Origin of the sequence: Rhizobium quercicola, assembly GCF_021168455.1 — a bacterium.
GTDB classification, from domain to species: domain Bacteria; phylum Pseudomonadota; class Alphaproteobacteria; order Rhizobiales; family Rhizobiaceae; genus Ferranicluibacter; species Ferranicluibacter quercicola.
This window is the reverse complement of the sequence record NZ_JAJOZR010000002.1, coordinates 315059-329387: the sequence shown is the minus strand read 5'-3', so window position 1 is coordinate 329387 and position 14329 is coordinate 315059. Positions and strand designations below refer to the sequence as shown.

The following is a 14329-nucleotide window of genomic DNA, read 5'->3' as shown; positions in this document are numbered from 1 at the left end:
AACGGCAAACGTCGATCAGTAGCGCGGCGCGAGCAGGGCCGGAGCGATCGTCGTGTTCAGGAGCTGCTGCAGGAAGAACAGGATGACGAGCACCACCAGCGGCGACAGATCGACACCGCCCATGTTCGGCAGGATCCGGCGAATCGGGCGATAGAGCGGCTCCGTCAGCTGGTAGAGCGAGCGGCCGATCATGCTGATCGCCTGATTGTTCGTATTGATGATGTTGAAGGCATAGAGCCAGGAGAAGATCGCCGAGGCGATGATGAGAAACCAGGCGATATTGATGATGAAATTCAGTGTTGCGATGACGGCGAGCATGCCGGGCCTCCGGTTCCTGGACCGCCGTGCGCCATCGGCGATGGGCGACCGTCGTTCCAACATTCAGGACTGCACAGCATCCCGCGAACCGATTCCCGGAACGCGGCATTGTGCAGGTGTTGACTGACATGTAGACACTGGCAGCGAAGGCGGCAACCCTGCGTCGCGCGCGGTGTCGCAACATGTTTAAGACGGCGCCAAGGCGAGCAAAGGCCGGCGCCCCTCAAGACGAGGCCGATACGAAAAGGCCGGGAAAGACCAGCTCATGTCTATCGTCGCAACCGGAGACCGCTACGCCGCCTTCCGGCATGTCGGGTATCGCCGCTACTTCTTCGCCCGGTTCCTCGCCTATTTCGCCATCCAGATCGTCAGCGTCTCCGTCGGCTGGCAGATCTACGACCTGACGCGCGATCCGTTCGACCTCGGGCTCATCGGTCTCTTCCAGTTCCTGCCGTCGCTGGTGCTGATCCTCGGCACCGGCTCGGTCGCCGACCGCTACAACAGGCGCATGATCATGGGCCTCTGCATGGGCGTGAGCACGCTCTGCGCGGCGGCCCTCCTCGCCCTGACTCTGACCGGCACGTTCACCCTGTGGCCGGTTTATACGATCCTCGTCGTCTTCGGGATCGAGAGGGCCTTCCTCGCGCCAGCCTCGCAGTCGCTCGCGCCCAATCTCGTGCCGGAGCGGGATCTCGCCAATGCGATCGCCTGGAATTCCACCTCCTGGCAGACCGCGATGATCGTCGGCCCCGTCGTCGGCGGCCTCATCTATGCGCTCGGACCGGCCGTTCCCTACAGCGTCGCCGTCCTGTTCTTCGCGGCCAGCGTCGTCATGGTCTATGCCATCCCGAAGCCGGCGCAGAAGACCAGCCAGACGGCCCAGAGCTGGCAGGCGATCACCGCCGGCTTCCGCTACATCAGGGCGGAAAAGATCGTGCTCGGCGCGATCTCGCTCGATCTTTTCGCCGTGCTCCTGGGCGGCGCCATCGCCCTCATGCCGGTCTTTGCCCGCGATATCCTCGATCTCGGCCCTTGGGGCCTCGGCCTCCTGCGCGCGGCGCCGGGCGTCGGCGCGGTCGGCATGGCCATGTGGCTGGCCGCCCATCCCATCCGCCATCGCGCCGGCGTGCTGATGTTCGTGGGCGTCGCCCTCTTCGGCCTTGCCACCGTGGTCTTCGGCCTGTCCGCCACGCCATGGATCTCGATCGTCGCGCTCGTCATCATGGGCGCCTCCGACATGATCTCGGTCTATGTGCGGGAAACGCTGATCACGCTCTGGACGCCGGACGAGCTGCGCGGCCGCGTCAACGCCGTCAACATGGTCTTCGTCGGTGCGTCGAACGAGCTGGGCGAATTCCGGGCCGGCATGATGGCATCCGCCTTCGGCGCGGTGCCCGCCGTCGTCATCGGCGGCGCCGGCACGCTGCTGGTGGCCGTGCTCTGGTCCCTCGGCTTCTCGCAGCTGCGCCGGATCGACACGCTGGATGCGCCCGAGACGAAGCAGTAGCGTCTTGGTCAGTGCTCCGCCGTCTCCACGATGTCGGATTTCGCCGCCGCTTCCTGCCGCTTCATGATGCGGTCGCGGCCGGAAACGCCGAGCAGGTCGGCGATCCGCCAGATCACGTGATCTTCCATCTCGCTGCGCTCGCCGTCCACATAGACGATCTCCCACAGCATGCCGACGAGATCGATGCGCTGCTCTTCGCTGAAGTGCCGTTTGATATCGGAGGTGAAGCGGAAGAAGTCGATCGCCTCGCTCTCGGCATTCTCGCCGGCGGCGATCAGCGCATCGAGCGCCGCATCGTCGAGCGTGTAATGTTCCTTGATCATCGAGCGCAGCTTGCGACGCTCGATATCGTCGGCATGCCCGTCGGCCTCCATCACCTGGATACAGAGGGCGACGATCGCGATGCGCGGATCGCCGGCCTCGATCGGGTTCGGGTGCTCGGCACCGGTGAGACTGTCGATGAAGGTGCGGATAAGGTCGAACATGGGTTGCGCGGCGCTCACGAAAGGAGGGTCGTTGATGCCGACAGGAAAGACGAGGCGGAAAGCCGGGTCCAGCCCTATTCGCGCCACAAACGCGGAAAGGGGCCCCGCAGGGCCCCCGAACCGTCAGAAAAGTTTGAATGTCGTCTTTTCTGCAACTCTATCCGTGCGCACGCCGGGATCGTCGGGCGGCCGGCCGAAGAACGGCTCGACCTGCACCTCCGCTGGCTTGCCGGCAGGGGCGGCACCGGAGACCGGCGGAGCCGCAACCCTGGCGGCCCGCGCACCTTCTTCCGTCTTGACCAGCGCGTTGCGCGCGGCGTCGTCGGGCTCCGTCACGGCCACCGAGCGTGCCGGCTCGATCGGCTCGTGAACGATGACCGATTCGGTCGGCACGGGAACGGCGATCGCCGCCGTCCGCTCCACCGTTTCCACAGGCGCTTCAGGTGCCGTCGCCACGGCTTCGGGATCCGCCCGGTCGGGAGCGGCAACCGGTGTCGCAACGGGCGGGAGGCTGCGAATGGCGGCTTCGCCGCGGCTGACCCCACCCTCCTCGAGCGGTCTGTCGATCGTGTTGACCGGCATCTTCCACTCGAAGGCATCCAGACGTCCGCTGACCGGCGAAACGGGCAGCCATTCCTGCGACACGACGCCGTCGGCGATCCAGGCGGCGTCGCGCGGGCTCTTCAGCGCCTGGTTCATCCAGTGGCGGATGCGCCCCTCGTCGCCGGTATCCGCTTCCTCGATATCGGCGAGCAGCAGGAAGACGCTCTCGGTCGGCGCGATACGGGCGGCCGCTTCCGCGAGCGAACGGGCCAGCAACAGTTCGCGCGCTTCGAGCGCGCTTTCCGCCACCGCCATCAGCGAGACGGCATTGTTCGGCTTCCACGCCTCCAGCTTGCGGGCGCGCTTCAACCGGTCGACGGCCGAATCGCCGCTCCGCGCCCGGACATAGGCCTTCGCGACCTCGGGATGCGGCGCCTGCTTCCAGAGCTTTTCGAGCACGGACGCCGCCTTCCGCAAATTGTCTTCGCGAAACAGCGCCTTGGCGGCGATCAGGCCGGCCGGCACGAGGGTGGGGTCGAGCTTCAGCGCGGCCAGCGCATCGTCGCGCGCCGCCTTCGGATCGGCATCGAGCTTTTCGCGCGCACGGGCGGTCAGAAGCACGGCCTTCTTGCGGTCGGCTTCCTTGCGGTCGATGACATGGCTGGTCCGGCTCTGGTCGAGCAGATGCACGGCCTCGTCCCAGCGCCCGGCCTGGCTTCGCTCGTCGAGCGTGGCCAGGGTCGCCCAGGCGAGATGCGGCGCCTTGTCGGCCGCCCGCTCGGCATATTGCCGGGCCGCTTCGTTGGCGCCCAGACGCTTGGCCTCGAGATAGAGCCCGCGCAGGCCGAGCTCGCGCGTTTCCGGGTCCTCGGCCATGCGCTCGAACGTCCGCCGTGCCTCGTCGTGCTTGCCCTCGATCAGCGCCGTCTGCGCTTCGAGAAGATGGATCAACGGTTCCTGATCGGCCGACAGAAGGCCGCGCGTGCGCGCCGTCATCTTCCGGGCGAGGGTCGCATCGCCGGCACCGGCGGCAATCAGCCCGGTCGAGAGCGCCTGATAGCCGCGGTCGCGCTTGCGGACACGGAAGTACCGGGCGATCGAATGCGGCGAGAACCAGATGACGCGGACGAGCCAGACGATCAGCAGAATGGCCGCGATCAGCGTGACCAGAAGCGTCGCACCGACCATCAGGCTGGTCTCGATGCGCTGGCCCATCCAGATCAGCGAGAGTTCTCCCGGCCGGTCCGCCAGCCAGGAAAAGCCAGCGCCGAGCGCAAGGACGATCAGGACGAAGATGAGAATTCGGATCAAATCGGCTCTCCTCAGCCCTGTTTGGCGGGTGTGGAGCCGGATGCGGCTCCGGCCACGGCGGCGTCGATCAGGCCCTCGACCGCGATGCGTTCGTCAAGCTTCGTGCGGAATTCGGCGCCGGCATCCTTGGCGGGCTGCGGCAGGCCGTCCCATTCGAGGCTCGCACCCTTCAGGTCGCCATTGGTCAGGCGGTCCTCGATGCGCGCGACGACGGCTTCCGGTCCCGTGCCCTCGACGCTGCCGACGGGGCGGACGCGCACGGCAGAGGCCGCGCTGCCGATGAGGCGCGAGAAGATACCCTGGTTCGGATCGGCGCCGCGAATGGCCGCGAGCATCGCATCGGCCGTATCGGGGAAGGTGCGCGTGAGGTCGGCGCGCGACGCGACGCCACGCGGCGCGATATCGGCCAGACCGGCGATCGCGGGGTCATCCGGCGAAACGCTCTTCAGCGCGTCGAGCTCGGCCAGAAACGGTCCGCCGCGGTCGATCGCGGTCTTCAGCGCCGTCACTGCGATGGCGCGCGCCAGTTGGACGTCGCTTGCCGGGGCCTCGAGTTTCTTCTCCGCTTCCTCGATGCGCGTCGAAAGCGTTGACGTCGCCGCCTCCGCCGCACGGCTCTGGTCGGCGAGACCGGACGTCACGCTGGCAAGCTCCTGCGTCAGGCTTTCGACCTGCGCCTTCAGCGTGTCTGTGCCGGAGGCATCGCCGGCAGCCCCGACGCTCTGCTCGAGCGCGGCGAGTCTCTGTTCCAGCCCCTCTCCACCGGAAGCGCCGGCCTCCGGGATCTGCGCCTTCAGCGCATCCACTTCGGCACCGAGATCGCGTCCCCCATCGGCCGTCCCGGAGGATGCAGGACCGATCGAGGGAACAATGCCTGCATATTGCAGCACGCCGGCACCGGCGAGCGCGATCAGACCGCCGAGAATGCCGGCTGCCAGTGCACCGGAGCGCGACGGGCTTGCAGCCGCCACAGAACGGGTCGGCGGTGTCGGCGGAACGGAGGCCGTATCGGGGCGCGCGGACGATGCCGGCTCCTCGGCAAAAGCGGCAGCCGCCGCTTCGGCGCGCGACGCGTCTTCCGCCTCGGTCTCCCGGCTCTTGTCAAAAAACGTTTCGCTCGAGGCGTCAGCGGGAGAGAGAGGTTCCCCGAGCGGATCATGCGCCGCGGCACCGGTCTGAGTCTCCGTCACGACGGCGTCATCGGACGAGACGGGCGCCACGGTCTCTTGCTCCAGGGGATCGGGGCGAGCGTCCGCATCCTGCGGTCGCGCCCCATCGGACGCATCCGGCGTGGCATGCAGATCGATCGTCAGCGGCTCCTGGTCGGGCTTGGTGCGGCGCGGCGGGTTCTCCGGATCCATGCTCTCTTCTCTATGCGTGAGGTCAACAGCATAAACCTAGACACCGACCCCGGCGAGGGAAAGGCCCCGCCGGTCGATTTGCGTGATTCAGGCGTCGATGAGCGCGAGAAGCGCGTCCTCGTCCGGCCGCGGCGCAATCTCCACGTGACGGCATCCGGGCGGCACGGCATCGGCGATCCGGGCCCCGAGACAGAGGATCCGCACCCGATCGGCCAGCATCGCCGGGGCAATTTCCGAGAAGAACTGCCGGGCCGCCTCCCGCGAGTAGAACAGGACCGCGTCCGGGTCGAAAGCCTGTACGCGCGCGGAACATTCCCCCGGTGCGCGCACGACCGGCCGCATCCGATAGACGAGACGAACCTGCAGCGGAACGCCGGCAACGGTCATGCGCGTCTCCAGTTCCGGCAGCCGTGGCGTGCCTGCGAGATAGAGGAGAAGGCCCGTTTGTGCGCCGCCGCGATCACGCAGGATCAATTCCGCGAGGCCCGCGGCGTCGCCGGGACCGACCCGGACCTGGGAGAAGCCGAGATCGACCGCCGCCTCCGCCGTCGCGGGTCCCACGCAGTAGACCGGAAGGCGCGTCAGGGAGGGCAGGGCATCGGGCGACTGCCGCAGCGCCCGGAATGCTTCGGCGCTGGTCGCGACCACGCTTGACACGGCAAGCGCCGTCGCCCGGATCGGCAGGTGCTCGGCTTCGCTTAGCGGCAGAAGCAGCGTCTCATGGCCGGCAAGCGCCAGCCGCCGGAGCGTGGTGTCCGCTGTGGTTTCCGGGCGCGTGACGAGGACGCGCACCGGCTCAGGACCAGCTGGAGAAGAAGCCGGGCGCCGCATCGGCCCGGATGTCTTCGCCCGCCCGCGCCCCGATCGCTTGCGCGTCCGCCGCCCGCCCTTCGGCAAAGACCCGGTGGTGCTGCGTTCCGTCCGGCGTCAGGATCATGCCGGAGAAGGAGATCTGCTCCCCGTCGGAAATCGCATAGCCGGCTATGGGTGTGCGGCAGGAGCCGTCCAGCGTGTCGAGAAATGCCCGCTCGCAGGTCACGGCCTCATGCGTCTTCTGATCGTCGATGGCCGACAGGAGCGCATCGATCCGCGTGTCGCCGATCCGGCTTTCCACGGCGATCGCGCCCTGTGCCGGGGCCGGGGGAAAATAGGTGGGATCGAGGATTTCGGTGGCGACACCCTCCAGATTGAGCCGCTTCAGCCCGGCAAGCGCCAGCAGCGTCCCGTCCACCTGGCCTTCGGCCAGCTTGCGCAGCCGCGTCTCCACCAGACCGCGATAGACGATGACGTTGATATCCGGGCGCAGCCGGCGGATCAGCGCCTGCCGCCGCAGCGAGGCCGAGCCGACCGTCGCCCCTTCGGGCAGCGCCAGCAGGGTCGGCGCCGTACCGCCGATGAAGGCATCACGCGCGTCCTCGCGCGGCAGGAAGGCGGAGAGGAACAGACCGTCCGGCAGGCGCGTCGCCATGTCCTTTGCCGAATGCACGGCGAAATCGAGCGTACCCGCCAGAAGCTGGTCTTCCAGCTCCTGGGTGAAGAGGCCCTTGCCGCCGATTTCCGACAGCGCGCGATCGGTGATGCGATCGCCCGCCGTCGACAGCGGCACGATCTCGAACATCTCCTCCGGCAGGCCATGCGCCAGCATCAGCCGGTCGCGCGTCTCATGGGCCTGCGCCAGCGCCAGCCGGCTGCCGCGCGTGCCGATCCGGAAAGGTTTCGTTTGCATCCGCTACGATCCGTTGTTACCGGAGGTCCGTGTATCCCCCTTTATTCCCGACCGCAATCTTCGAGTAACCCGCCCATGAACCGGCCCCTGCGTATTCTCGGCATCGAGACGAGCTGCGACGAAACCGCCGCTTCCGTCGTGCTGCGCGACACGGACGGGCGCGGCGAGATCCTCGGCGACGTGGTGCTCAGCCAGCTCGAAGAGCACAGCGTCTATGGCGGCGTGGTGCCGGAAATCGCGGCCCGCGCCCATGTCGAGGCGCTGGATACGCTGATCGCCGAGGCGCTCGCCCGCGCGCAAATGTCGCTGTCGCAGGTCGATGCCATCGCCGCCACCAGCGGCCCGGGCCTCATCGGCGGGCTGATCGTCGGCCTCATGACCGGCAAGGCGATGGCGCGCGCCGCAGGCAAACCGCTCTATGCCATCAACCATCTCGAAGGCCATGCGCTGACCGCGCGGCTGACCCATGGCCTCGCCTTCCCCTATCTGATGCTGCTCGTGTCCGGCGGCCACACACAGCTGGTGCTGGTGCGCGGCACGGGCGACTACGAGCGCTGGGGCACGACCATCGACGATGCGCTGGGCGAGGCCTTCGACAAGACGGCGAAACTTCTGGGCCTGCCCTATCCCGGCGGCCCGGCCGTGGAACGCGCCGCCCGCAGCGGCAATCCCGAACGCTTCGCCTTCCCCCGCCCCCTCGTCGGCGAGGCCCGGCTGGACTTCTCCTTTTCGGGCCTGAAGACCGCGGTGCGGCAGGCGGCGCAATCCATCGCACCGGTCGGCGAGCAGGATATCGCCGATATCTGCGCCTCCTTTCAGCATGCGGTGTCGCGCACCCTGAAGGACCGGATCGGCCGCGGCCTGCAGCGCTTCCGCGACCGCTACCCGGATGTCGGCCGGCCCTCCCTCGTCGTTGCCGGCGGCGTGGCGGCCAATCAGGCCCTGCGCGCCACGCTCGACAGCCTCTGCGACAAGAACGGCTTCGCCTTCGTCGCGCCGCCGCTTGCGCTTTGCACCGACAATGCCGCCATGATCGCCTGGGCGGGCGCCGAGCGCATGGCCGCGGGCCTGCCTGCCGACGATCTCTCCGTGTCCCCCCGCGCCCGCTGGCCGCTCGACCCGAACGCCGAAACCCTGCTCGGCTTCGGCAAACGGGGCGCCAAGGCATGAACGAGGCGCGTCTTCCTGCCGCCGACAAGGTCGCCGTCGTCGGTGCCGGCGCCTTCGGGACGGCGCTTGCCACGGTCATCGCCCGCACCGGACGTGCGGATGTGACCCTCATCGCCCGCAAAAGGGAGGTCGCCGAAGCCATTCTCGGCCGGCGCCGCCATGAGGAGGCCCTGCCCGGCATCGACCTGCCCGACGCCCTTCGCGCGACGGTTGATCCGGCCTCCGTTTCCACCGCCGGCATCGTCCTCTTCGCCATGCCGTCGCAGGCGCAGCGCGAGGCCGCACAAGCGCTCCGGCCACATCTGGCGCCGGGCACCGACATCGTCATCTGCGCCAAGGGGCTGGAGCGCGGCACCGGCCGGCTGCTGACGGCGGTCGTCGCCGAGGAACTGCCCGACCTCGCGGTGTCCGTCCTCTCCGGTCCCGGCTTTGCCGCCGATATCGCCACAGGCCTGCCGACCGCCATGGTCATCGCGTCGGCGTCGGCGGAGCGCGCCGCACGGCTCGCGACCGCCCTGTCCGGCCCCACCTTCCGCCTCTACCCCTCGCAGGACCGCACGGGCGTCCAGCTCGGTGGCGCGCTGAAGAACGTGCTCGCCATCGCCTGCGGCATCGTCGAGGGCGCCGGCCTCGGCGAATCCGCCCGCGCGGCCATGATCGCCCGCGGCCTTGCCGAACTCTCGCGCTACGTCGCGGCCTGCGGCGGCCAGGGCGACACGGTTCGCGGCCTCTCCGGCCTTGGCGATCTCGTTCTCACTGCCACCAGCCACCAGTCGCGCAACCTGCGCTACGGCATCGCGCTCGGGCGCGAGCGCCGCGCGGCCCAGCCCACCGCCGATCTCGTCGAAGGGGCGCTCGCCGCGTCCGTCGCGGCCGCCGAGGCCCGCCGCCTCGGGCTCGACATGCCGCTGACCTTCGCCGTCGCCGCCATGATCGACGGCACCATCGACGTGGGAACTGCGCTCGAACAGCTCATGTCCCGCCCCATCACTCAAGAATAGCTCCGGAAAGGCAAGACCATGCTCTTTGCAGCCCTTTGCACCGACAAGGAAGGCGCACTCCAGATCCGCCTCGACACGCGGCCCACCCATGTCGCCTATCTCGACGACCTGAATGCCCGTGGCATCCTGAAGATCGCCGGCCCGTTCCTGGGCGAAGACGGCAAGCCGAACGGCAGCCTCGTCATCATCGAGGCCGAGACGAAGGATGCGGCCACCGCGATCTTCTCAGAGGACCCCTACGCCAAGGCCGGCCTCTTCGCCTCCGTCGAGGTCAAAGCCTGGAACTGGGTCTTCAACAAGCCGGAGTGACGCGCAATGGCCTACTGGCTCTGGAAATCCGAACCGTTCAAATGGTCCTGGGCCATGCAGAAGGATGCCGGCAAGGCCGGCACCGAATGGACCGGCGTGCGCAACTATCTCGCCCGCAACAACATGCGCGCCATGAAGATCGGCGACAAGGGCTTCTTCTACCACTCCAATGAAGGCCTGGAGATCGTCGGCATCGCCGAGGTCTGCGCCCTGTCGCATCCCGACTCCACGGCCGAGGGCGACGCCCGCTGGGACTGCGTCGACATCCGCGCCGTCTGCGACATGCCGAAACCCGTGACGCTGAAGGACGTCAAGGCCAGCGAGCGGCTGAAAGCCATGCAGCTCGTCACCGCCATGCGCCTCTCCGTCCAGGCGGTGACGGAGGAAGAATGGCGCGAGGTCTGCCGCATGGGCGGCCTCGATCACCCGCCGGAATCGCCCCCCGCATGAAGACCGCCGCGTGAAGACCGACCCCGAGCGCTTCATCCGCGAGAACACGAGCGTGCTCGCTCCCCCGCATGTCCCGGAAATCCGGCTGCATCTGGCAAGCGAGGCCCATGATCTCTGGCTGAAGACGGAGGAGGAACTGGACGCCATCGGCCTGCCGCCGCCCTTCTGGGCCTTTGCCTGGGCCGGCGGACAGGGCCTTGCCCGCTACGTTCTCGATCATCCCGGAATCGTGGCCGGCCGCAGCGTTGCCGATTTCGCCTCCGGCTCCGGGCTGGTGGCGATCGCCGCCATGAAGGCCGGCGCAGCCTCGGTCCTGGCACTGGATACCGATCCGTGGACACGATGCGCAATCGGTCTCAACGCCCGGCTGAACGACGTGGCCGTGACCCATGAAAACGCCGATCGGATCGGCGAGCCCCTCGCATGCGACGTCTTCCTTGCCGGCGACGTCTTCTACGACAAGGCCTTTGCCGACCGGCTGGTACCCTGGTTCGAGGATCTGGTTGGCACCGGCATCGATGTCATCGTCGGCGACCCCGGCCGCGCCTATTGCCCCCGCGACCGCATGGAGCCGCTTGCGACCTACGCGGTTCCGGTGACGCGGGCGCTGGAGGACAGCGAGGTCAAGAAGACCACTGTCTGGCGCTTCCGCTAAGCCGCCGCCAGACGGCGCGGCATGCCGGCCTCAGCGTCCGCGAATGACGCAGACACCCGCCTCGAAACTGCAGGCGCTGTCGTTGCGACGTGCCGCACCGCGATCGACCGTGATGACACGGCTGCGCGTTTCCGGCGCAGGATAGCGTTCGACAGCACCGTAGCCGGTATCCTCGTCGTAAGTCGTGATGCTGAAAGTGCTGCCGGCACCACGGCGATACCAGTCATTCGCATTGCCGGAATAGCGCCCGGACCCGACGATGATGGCGGGCGGGGCGCGCCAGCCGCGGCGGTATTCCGTCGCATCCTCGCGCACGCGATAGCGGCGCTCGCCATCGAAGACGCCGCGCACGACGCGGTAATCCGGCACGGGCCGCCGGTCGCCCTGGAGCCGAACGCCGGATCTCTGTTCGAGTTGCTCCGGCTGGGGTGAGAGATAGTACCCGCGATACCCTTCGTCCCGCGCATCGGCCGGTCCGAACGCGGACAGGGCAAGGGCAAACGCGACGGCGACCGGTCGCAAGGCAACGTGCCGATACATGATGAACCTCCGGCGGATCTTAACAAATCGTTAAGAGCAATCTGGAGCAGGTCGCCCCGAAAGTCAGGCGGTTGCATCGGATTTCGCCGGATATGCTTAACCGTTAAAATACCGTTTAACGGCCGTTCCGATAAACCTCCGTCTCTAATCGATTAATTTTCTTTCGCACCGCAAACAGGCTTGTGAAGACCCCTGCCGGAGATTAAAGCTCGCCACAACTGAATGCTGCGCAATCCCTGCGCAAACCGGATATAAAAAGTCTAGTTTCTGGACGATTGACCGGTCGTTCCGTGAGGTTCAGATGACGAATGTCACCAAAAGCCGGCCGCTTTCGCCGCATCTTCAAATCTACAAGCTCATTCCGACCATGCTCATGTCGATCGTGCACCGCATCACGGGTGCTGCGCTCTACTTCGGCACGGTTCTGGTGGCCTGGTGGCTGATCGCGGCGGCGAGCGGTCCGGCCTATTACGACTGGGCCAGCTGGTTCTTCGGCACCATCATCGGCCAGGTCATCCTGTTCGGTTACACCTGGGCGCTGATCCACCATATGTTCGGCGGCCTGCGCCACTTCATGTGGGATATGGGCTATGGCTACGAGAAGGAATTCTCCACCAAGCTCGCCATCGCCAGTGCCATCGGCTCCATCACCGTGACGCTCCTTCTTTGGATCGTCGGCTACATCGTTCGCTGAGGGCCCGATCATGGATATGCGCACACCACTCGGCAAGGTTCGCGGTCTCGGTTCGGCCAAGGAGGGCACGGACCATTTCTGGCGCCAGCGCCTGACGGCCGTCGCCAACGTGCCCCTTCTCATCTTCTTCGTCGTCTTCATCATGACCTATGCCGGCGCGCCGCATGCGGATGTGGTGGCGGCGCTCGCCAATCCGTTCGTCGCGGTGGTCATGGCCCTTGTCGTCATCTCCGCTTTGACCCACATGCGGATCGGCATGCAGGTGATCGTCGAGGACTACGTCCACGCCGAAGGCATCAAGATCGTCCTTCTCATGCTCAATACATTCTTCGCGATCGCGGTTGGCGGGCTCTGTCTTTTCGCCATCCTGAAGCTCGCCTTTGCAGGATAGAACCATGGCATCGACCGAAGCACCGTCCGTCAACGGCCCGACTTCCATCAGCGGCAAGGCCTACCAGTATGTCGACCATTCCTACGACGTCATCGTCGTGGGTGCCGGCGGCGCCGGATTGCGCGCCACGCTCGGCATGGCCGAGCAGGGTTTCAAGACGGCCTGCATCACCAAGGTCTTCCCGACGCGGTCGCACACGGTCGCAGCCCAGGGCGGCATCGCCGCCTCGCTGCAGAACATGACGCCGGACAGCTGGCAGTGGCACCTCTACGACACCGTCAAGGGCTCCGACTGGCTCGGCGACGTCGATGCCATGCAGTATCTCGCCATGGAAGCGCCGAAGGCGGTCTATGAGCTCGAGCACTACGGCGTGCCCTTCTCGCGCAATGCCGAGGGCAAGATCTACCAGCGCCCCTTCGGCGGCCATATGCAGAACTACGGCGAAGGACCGCCGGTGCAGCGCACCTGTGCCGCGGCCGACCGGACCGGCCACGCCATCCTGCACACGCTCTACGGCCAGTCGCTGAAGCACAATGCCGAGTTCTTCATCGAGTATTTCGCGCTCGACCTGATCATGTCGGATGACGGAAGCCGCTGCACCGGCGTCGTCGCCTGGTGCCTGGATGACGGCACGATCCACCGCTTCTCGGCCAAGATGGTGGTGCTCGCGACCGGCGGCTACGGCCGCGCTTACTTCTCGGCCACCTCGGCCCATACCTGCACGGGCGATGGCGGCGGCATGATCGCGCGCGCCGGCCTGCCGCTGCAGGACATGGAGTTCGTCCAGTTCCACCCGACCGGCATCTACGGTGCCGGCTGCCTCATCACCGAAGGTGCGCGCGGCGAAGGTGGCTATCTCGTCAATTCCGAAGGCGAGCGCTTCATGGAGCGCTATGCACCGTCCGCCAAGGACCTTGCTTCGCGCGACGTCGTCTCGCGCTGCATGACGCTCGAAATCCGCGAAGGCCGCGGCGTCGGCAAGGCGAAGGACCATATCTTCCTCCATCTCGACCATCTCGATCCCGCCGTTCTCAACGAGCGCCTGCCGGGCATTTCCGAGAGCGCCAAGATCTTCGCCGGCGTCGATGTGACGCGCGAGCCGATCCCGGTCCTGCCGACGGTGCACTACAACATGGGCGGTATCCCCACCAATTACTGGGGCGAGGTCCTGAATGCCGACAGCGAGAACCCGGAGCGCATCATACCCGGCCTGATGGCCGTCGGCGAAGCCGGCTGCGCCTCGGTGCACGGCGCGAACCGCCTGGGCTCCAACTCGCTGATCGACCTCGTGGTCTTCGGCCGCGCCGCCGCCATCCGCGCCGGCGAGGTCATCGACCGCGCAAGCCCGATCCCGGCGCTGAACACGGCCGCCTGCGACAAGATCGTCGGCCGTCTCGACAGACTGCGCTACGCCAGCGGGGGAACGCCGACCTCGGTTCTGCGCGAAAAGATGCAGCGCACGATGCAGGAAGACGCCGCCGTGTTCCGCACGCAGGAATCGCTCGAAAACGGCTGCAAGCGCATGAGCGCCATCTGGTCGGAGATGTCCGACATCAAGGTCACCGACCGCTCGATGATCTGGAACTCGGACCTCGTGGAAACGCTGGAACTCGAAAACCTGATGGCCAACGCCATCACCACGGTCGTCGGCGCGGAAGCCCGCAAGGAGAGCCGCGGCAGCCACGCACGCGAGGACTACACCTCCGGCCCGTTCGCCGGTCGTGACGACGTGAACTGGCGCAAGCACACGCTGGCCTGGGTCAACGAGGCCGGCGACGTCAAGCTCGACTATCGCCCGGTTCACACCGAATTGCTCGCAGGCGGCATCGATCCCTACAAGATCGAGCCCAAAGCCCGCGTTTACTGAC

16 protein-coding genes are annotated in these 14329 nt (G+C 67.1%); 9 read left to right on the top strand and 7 right to left on the bottom strand.

The genetic code is table 11. From position 1 onward, the window contains the following. Nucleotides 1-15: 15 nt before the first annotated feature. Nucleotides 16-318 (bottom strand): YggT family protein, encoded by a 303-nt coding sequence (locus tag LRX75_RS05000; RefSeq protein WP_231812408.1) that lies wholly within the window; start codon nucleotides 316-318, stop codon nucleotides 16-18. A gap of 265 nt (nucleotides 319-583) precedes the next feature. On the opposite strand from LRX75_RS05000, the gene LRX75_RS04995 reads away from it, so the two are divergent. Further along, nucleotides 584-1825 carry an MFS transporter gene (locus tag LRX75_RS04995; protein ID WP_231812406.1) on the top strand — a complete coding sequence of 414 codons (1242 nt, stop codon included), beginning with the start codon at nucleotides 584-586 and terminating at the stop codon, nucleotides 1823-1825. Nucleotides 1826-1833: 8 nt separating this feature from the next. Here the strand turns inward: LRX75_RS04995 and LRX75_RS04990 are convergent, their stop codons facing one another. From LRX75_RS04990 to hemC, 5 genes are all read right to left on the bottom strand, one after another. After that, complete coding sequence (locus LRX75_RS04990; RefSeq protein ID WP_231812404.1) at nucleotides 1834-2310, bottom strand: tellurite resistance TerB family protein; 477 nt, start codon at nucleotides 2308-2310, stop codon at nucleotides 1834-1836. 123 nt (nucleotides 2311-2433) lie between these two features. Then, on the bottom strand, nucleotides 2434-4164 hold the full coding sequence (locus LRX75_RS04985) for a heme biosynthesis protein HemY (protein WP_231812402.1): 1731 nt from the start codon (nucleotides 4162-4164) through the stop codon (nucleotides 2434-2436). A gap of 11 nt (nucleotides 4165-4175) precedes the next feature. Next, nucleotides 4176-5525 carry a hypothetical protein gene (locus LRX75_RS04980; protein WP_231812400.1) on the bottom strand — a complete coding sequence of 450 codons (1350 nt, stop codon included), beginning with the start codon at nucleotides 5523-5525 and terminating at the stop codon, nucleotides 4176-4178. An 87-nt stretch (nucleotides 5526-5612) separates the two neighbouring features. Then, nucleotides 5613-6317, bottom strand: a complete 705-nt coding sequence (locus LRX75_RS04975) for a uroporphyrinogen-III synthase (RefSeq protein ID WP_231812398.1) — start codon at nucleotides 6315-6317, stop codon at nucleotides 5613-5615. Nucleotides 6318-6321: 4 nt separating this feature from the next. Beyond that, nucleotides 6322-7251, bottom strand: coding sequence for a hydroxymethylbilane synthase (hemC, locus tag LRX75_RS04970; protein WP_231812396.1), 930 nt, complete (start codon nucleotides 7249-7251; stop codon nucleotides 6322-6324). Between the two features lie 75 nt (nucleotides 7252-7326). Here hemC and tsaD point away from each other — a divergent pair, with 75 nt between their 5' ends. Genes tsaD through LRX75_RS04945 form a run of 5 tightly spaced genes read left to right on the top strand, consistent with a single transcriptional unit; the run spans nucleotide 7327 to nucleotide 10836 of the window. Next, nucleotides 7327-8421 (top strand): tRNA (adenosine(37)-N6)-threonylcarbamoyltransferase complex transferase subunit TsaD, encoded by a 1095-nt coding sequence (tsaD, locus tag LRX75_RS04965; protein ID WP_231812394.1) that lies wholly within the window; start codon nucleotides 7327-7329, stop codon nucleotides 8419-8421. Continuing rightward, nucleotides 8418-9422 (top strand): NAD(P)H-dependent glycerol-3-phosphate dehydrogenase, encoded by a 1005-nt coding sequence (locus tag LRX75_RS04960; RefSeq protein ID WP_231812392.1) that lies wholly within the window; start codon nucleotides 8418-8420, stop codon nucleotides 9420-9422. Before tsaD ends, LRX75_RS04960 begins: the two co-directional genes overlap by 4 nt. Before the next feature lie 18 nt (nucleotides 9423-9440). Beyond that, on the top strand, nucleotides 9441-9731 hold the full coding sequence (locus LRX75_RS04955; RefSeq protein WP_231812390.1) for a YciI-like protein: 291 nt from the start codon (nucleotides 9441-9443) through the stop codon (nucleotides 9729-9731). Nucleotides 9732-9737: 6 nt separating this feature from the next. After that, nucleotides 9738-10181: an EVE domain-containing protein gene (locus tag LRX75_RS04950; protein ID WP_231812388.1), complete on the top strand. Its 444-nt coding sequence runs from the start codon at nucleotides 9738-9740 to the stop codon at nucleotides 10179-10181. Between the two features lie 10 nt (nucleotides 10182-10191). Beyond that, complete coding sequence (locus LRX75_RS04945) at nucleotides 10192-10836, top strand: class I SAM-dependent methyltransferase (protein WP_231812386.1); 645 nt, start codon at nucleotides 10192-10194, stop codon at nucleotides 10834-10836. Nucleotides 10837-10866: 30 nt separating this feature from the next. Here LRX75_RS04945 and LRX75_RS04940 read toward each other — a convergent pair whose 3' ends face one another. After that, entirely contained in the window at nucleotides 10867-11376 is a 510-nt protein-coding gene (locus LRX75_RS04940; protein ID WP_231812384.1) for a hypothetical protein, read from the bottom strand. A gap of 301 nt (nucleotides 11377-11677) precedes the next feature. Between LRX75_RS04940 and sdhC the strand changes: the two genes are divergently transcribed. From sdhC to sdhA, 3 genes are read left to right on the top strand one after another with little or no spacing between them, the layout of a single operon-like run. After that, nucleotides 11678-12070: a succinate dehydrogenase, cytochrome b556 subunit gene (gene sdhC, locus LRX75_RS04935; RefSeq protein WP_113149757.1), complete on the top strand. Its 393-nt coding sequence runs from the start codon at nucleotides 11678-11680 to the stop codon at nucleotides 12068-12070. Between the two features lie 10 nt (nucleotides 12071-12080). Further along, on the top strand, nucleotides 12081-12461 hold the full coding sequence (gene sdhD, locus LRX75_RS04930) for a succinate dehydrogenase, hydrophobic membrane anchor protein (RefSeq protein WP_110735417.1): 381 nt from the start codon (nucleotides 12081-12083) through the stop codon (nucleotides 12459-12461). 4 nt (nucleotides 12462-12465) lie between these two features. After that, nucleotides 12466-14328, top strand: a complete 1863-nt coding sequence (gene sdhA / locus LRX75_RS04925) for a succinate dehydrogenase flavoprotein subunit (protein WP_231812382.1) — start codon at nucleotides 12466-12468, stop codon at nucleotides 14326-14328. Nucleotide 14329 lies beyond the last annotated feature (1 nt).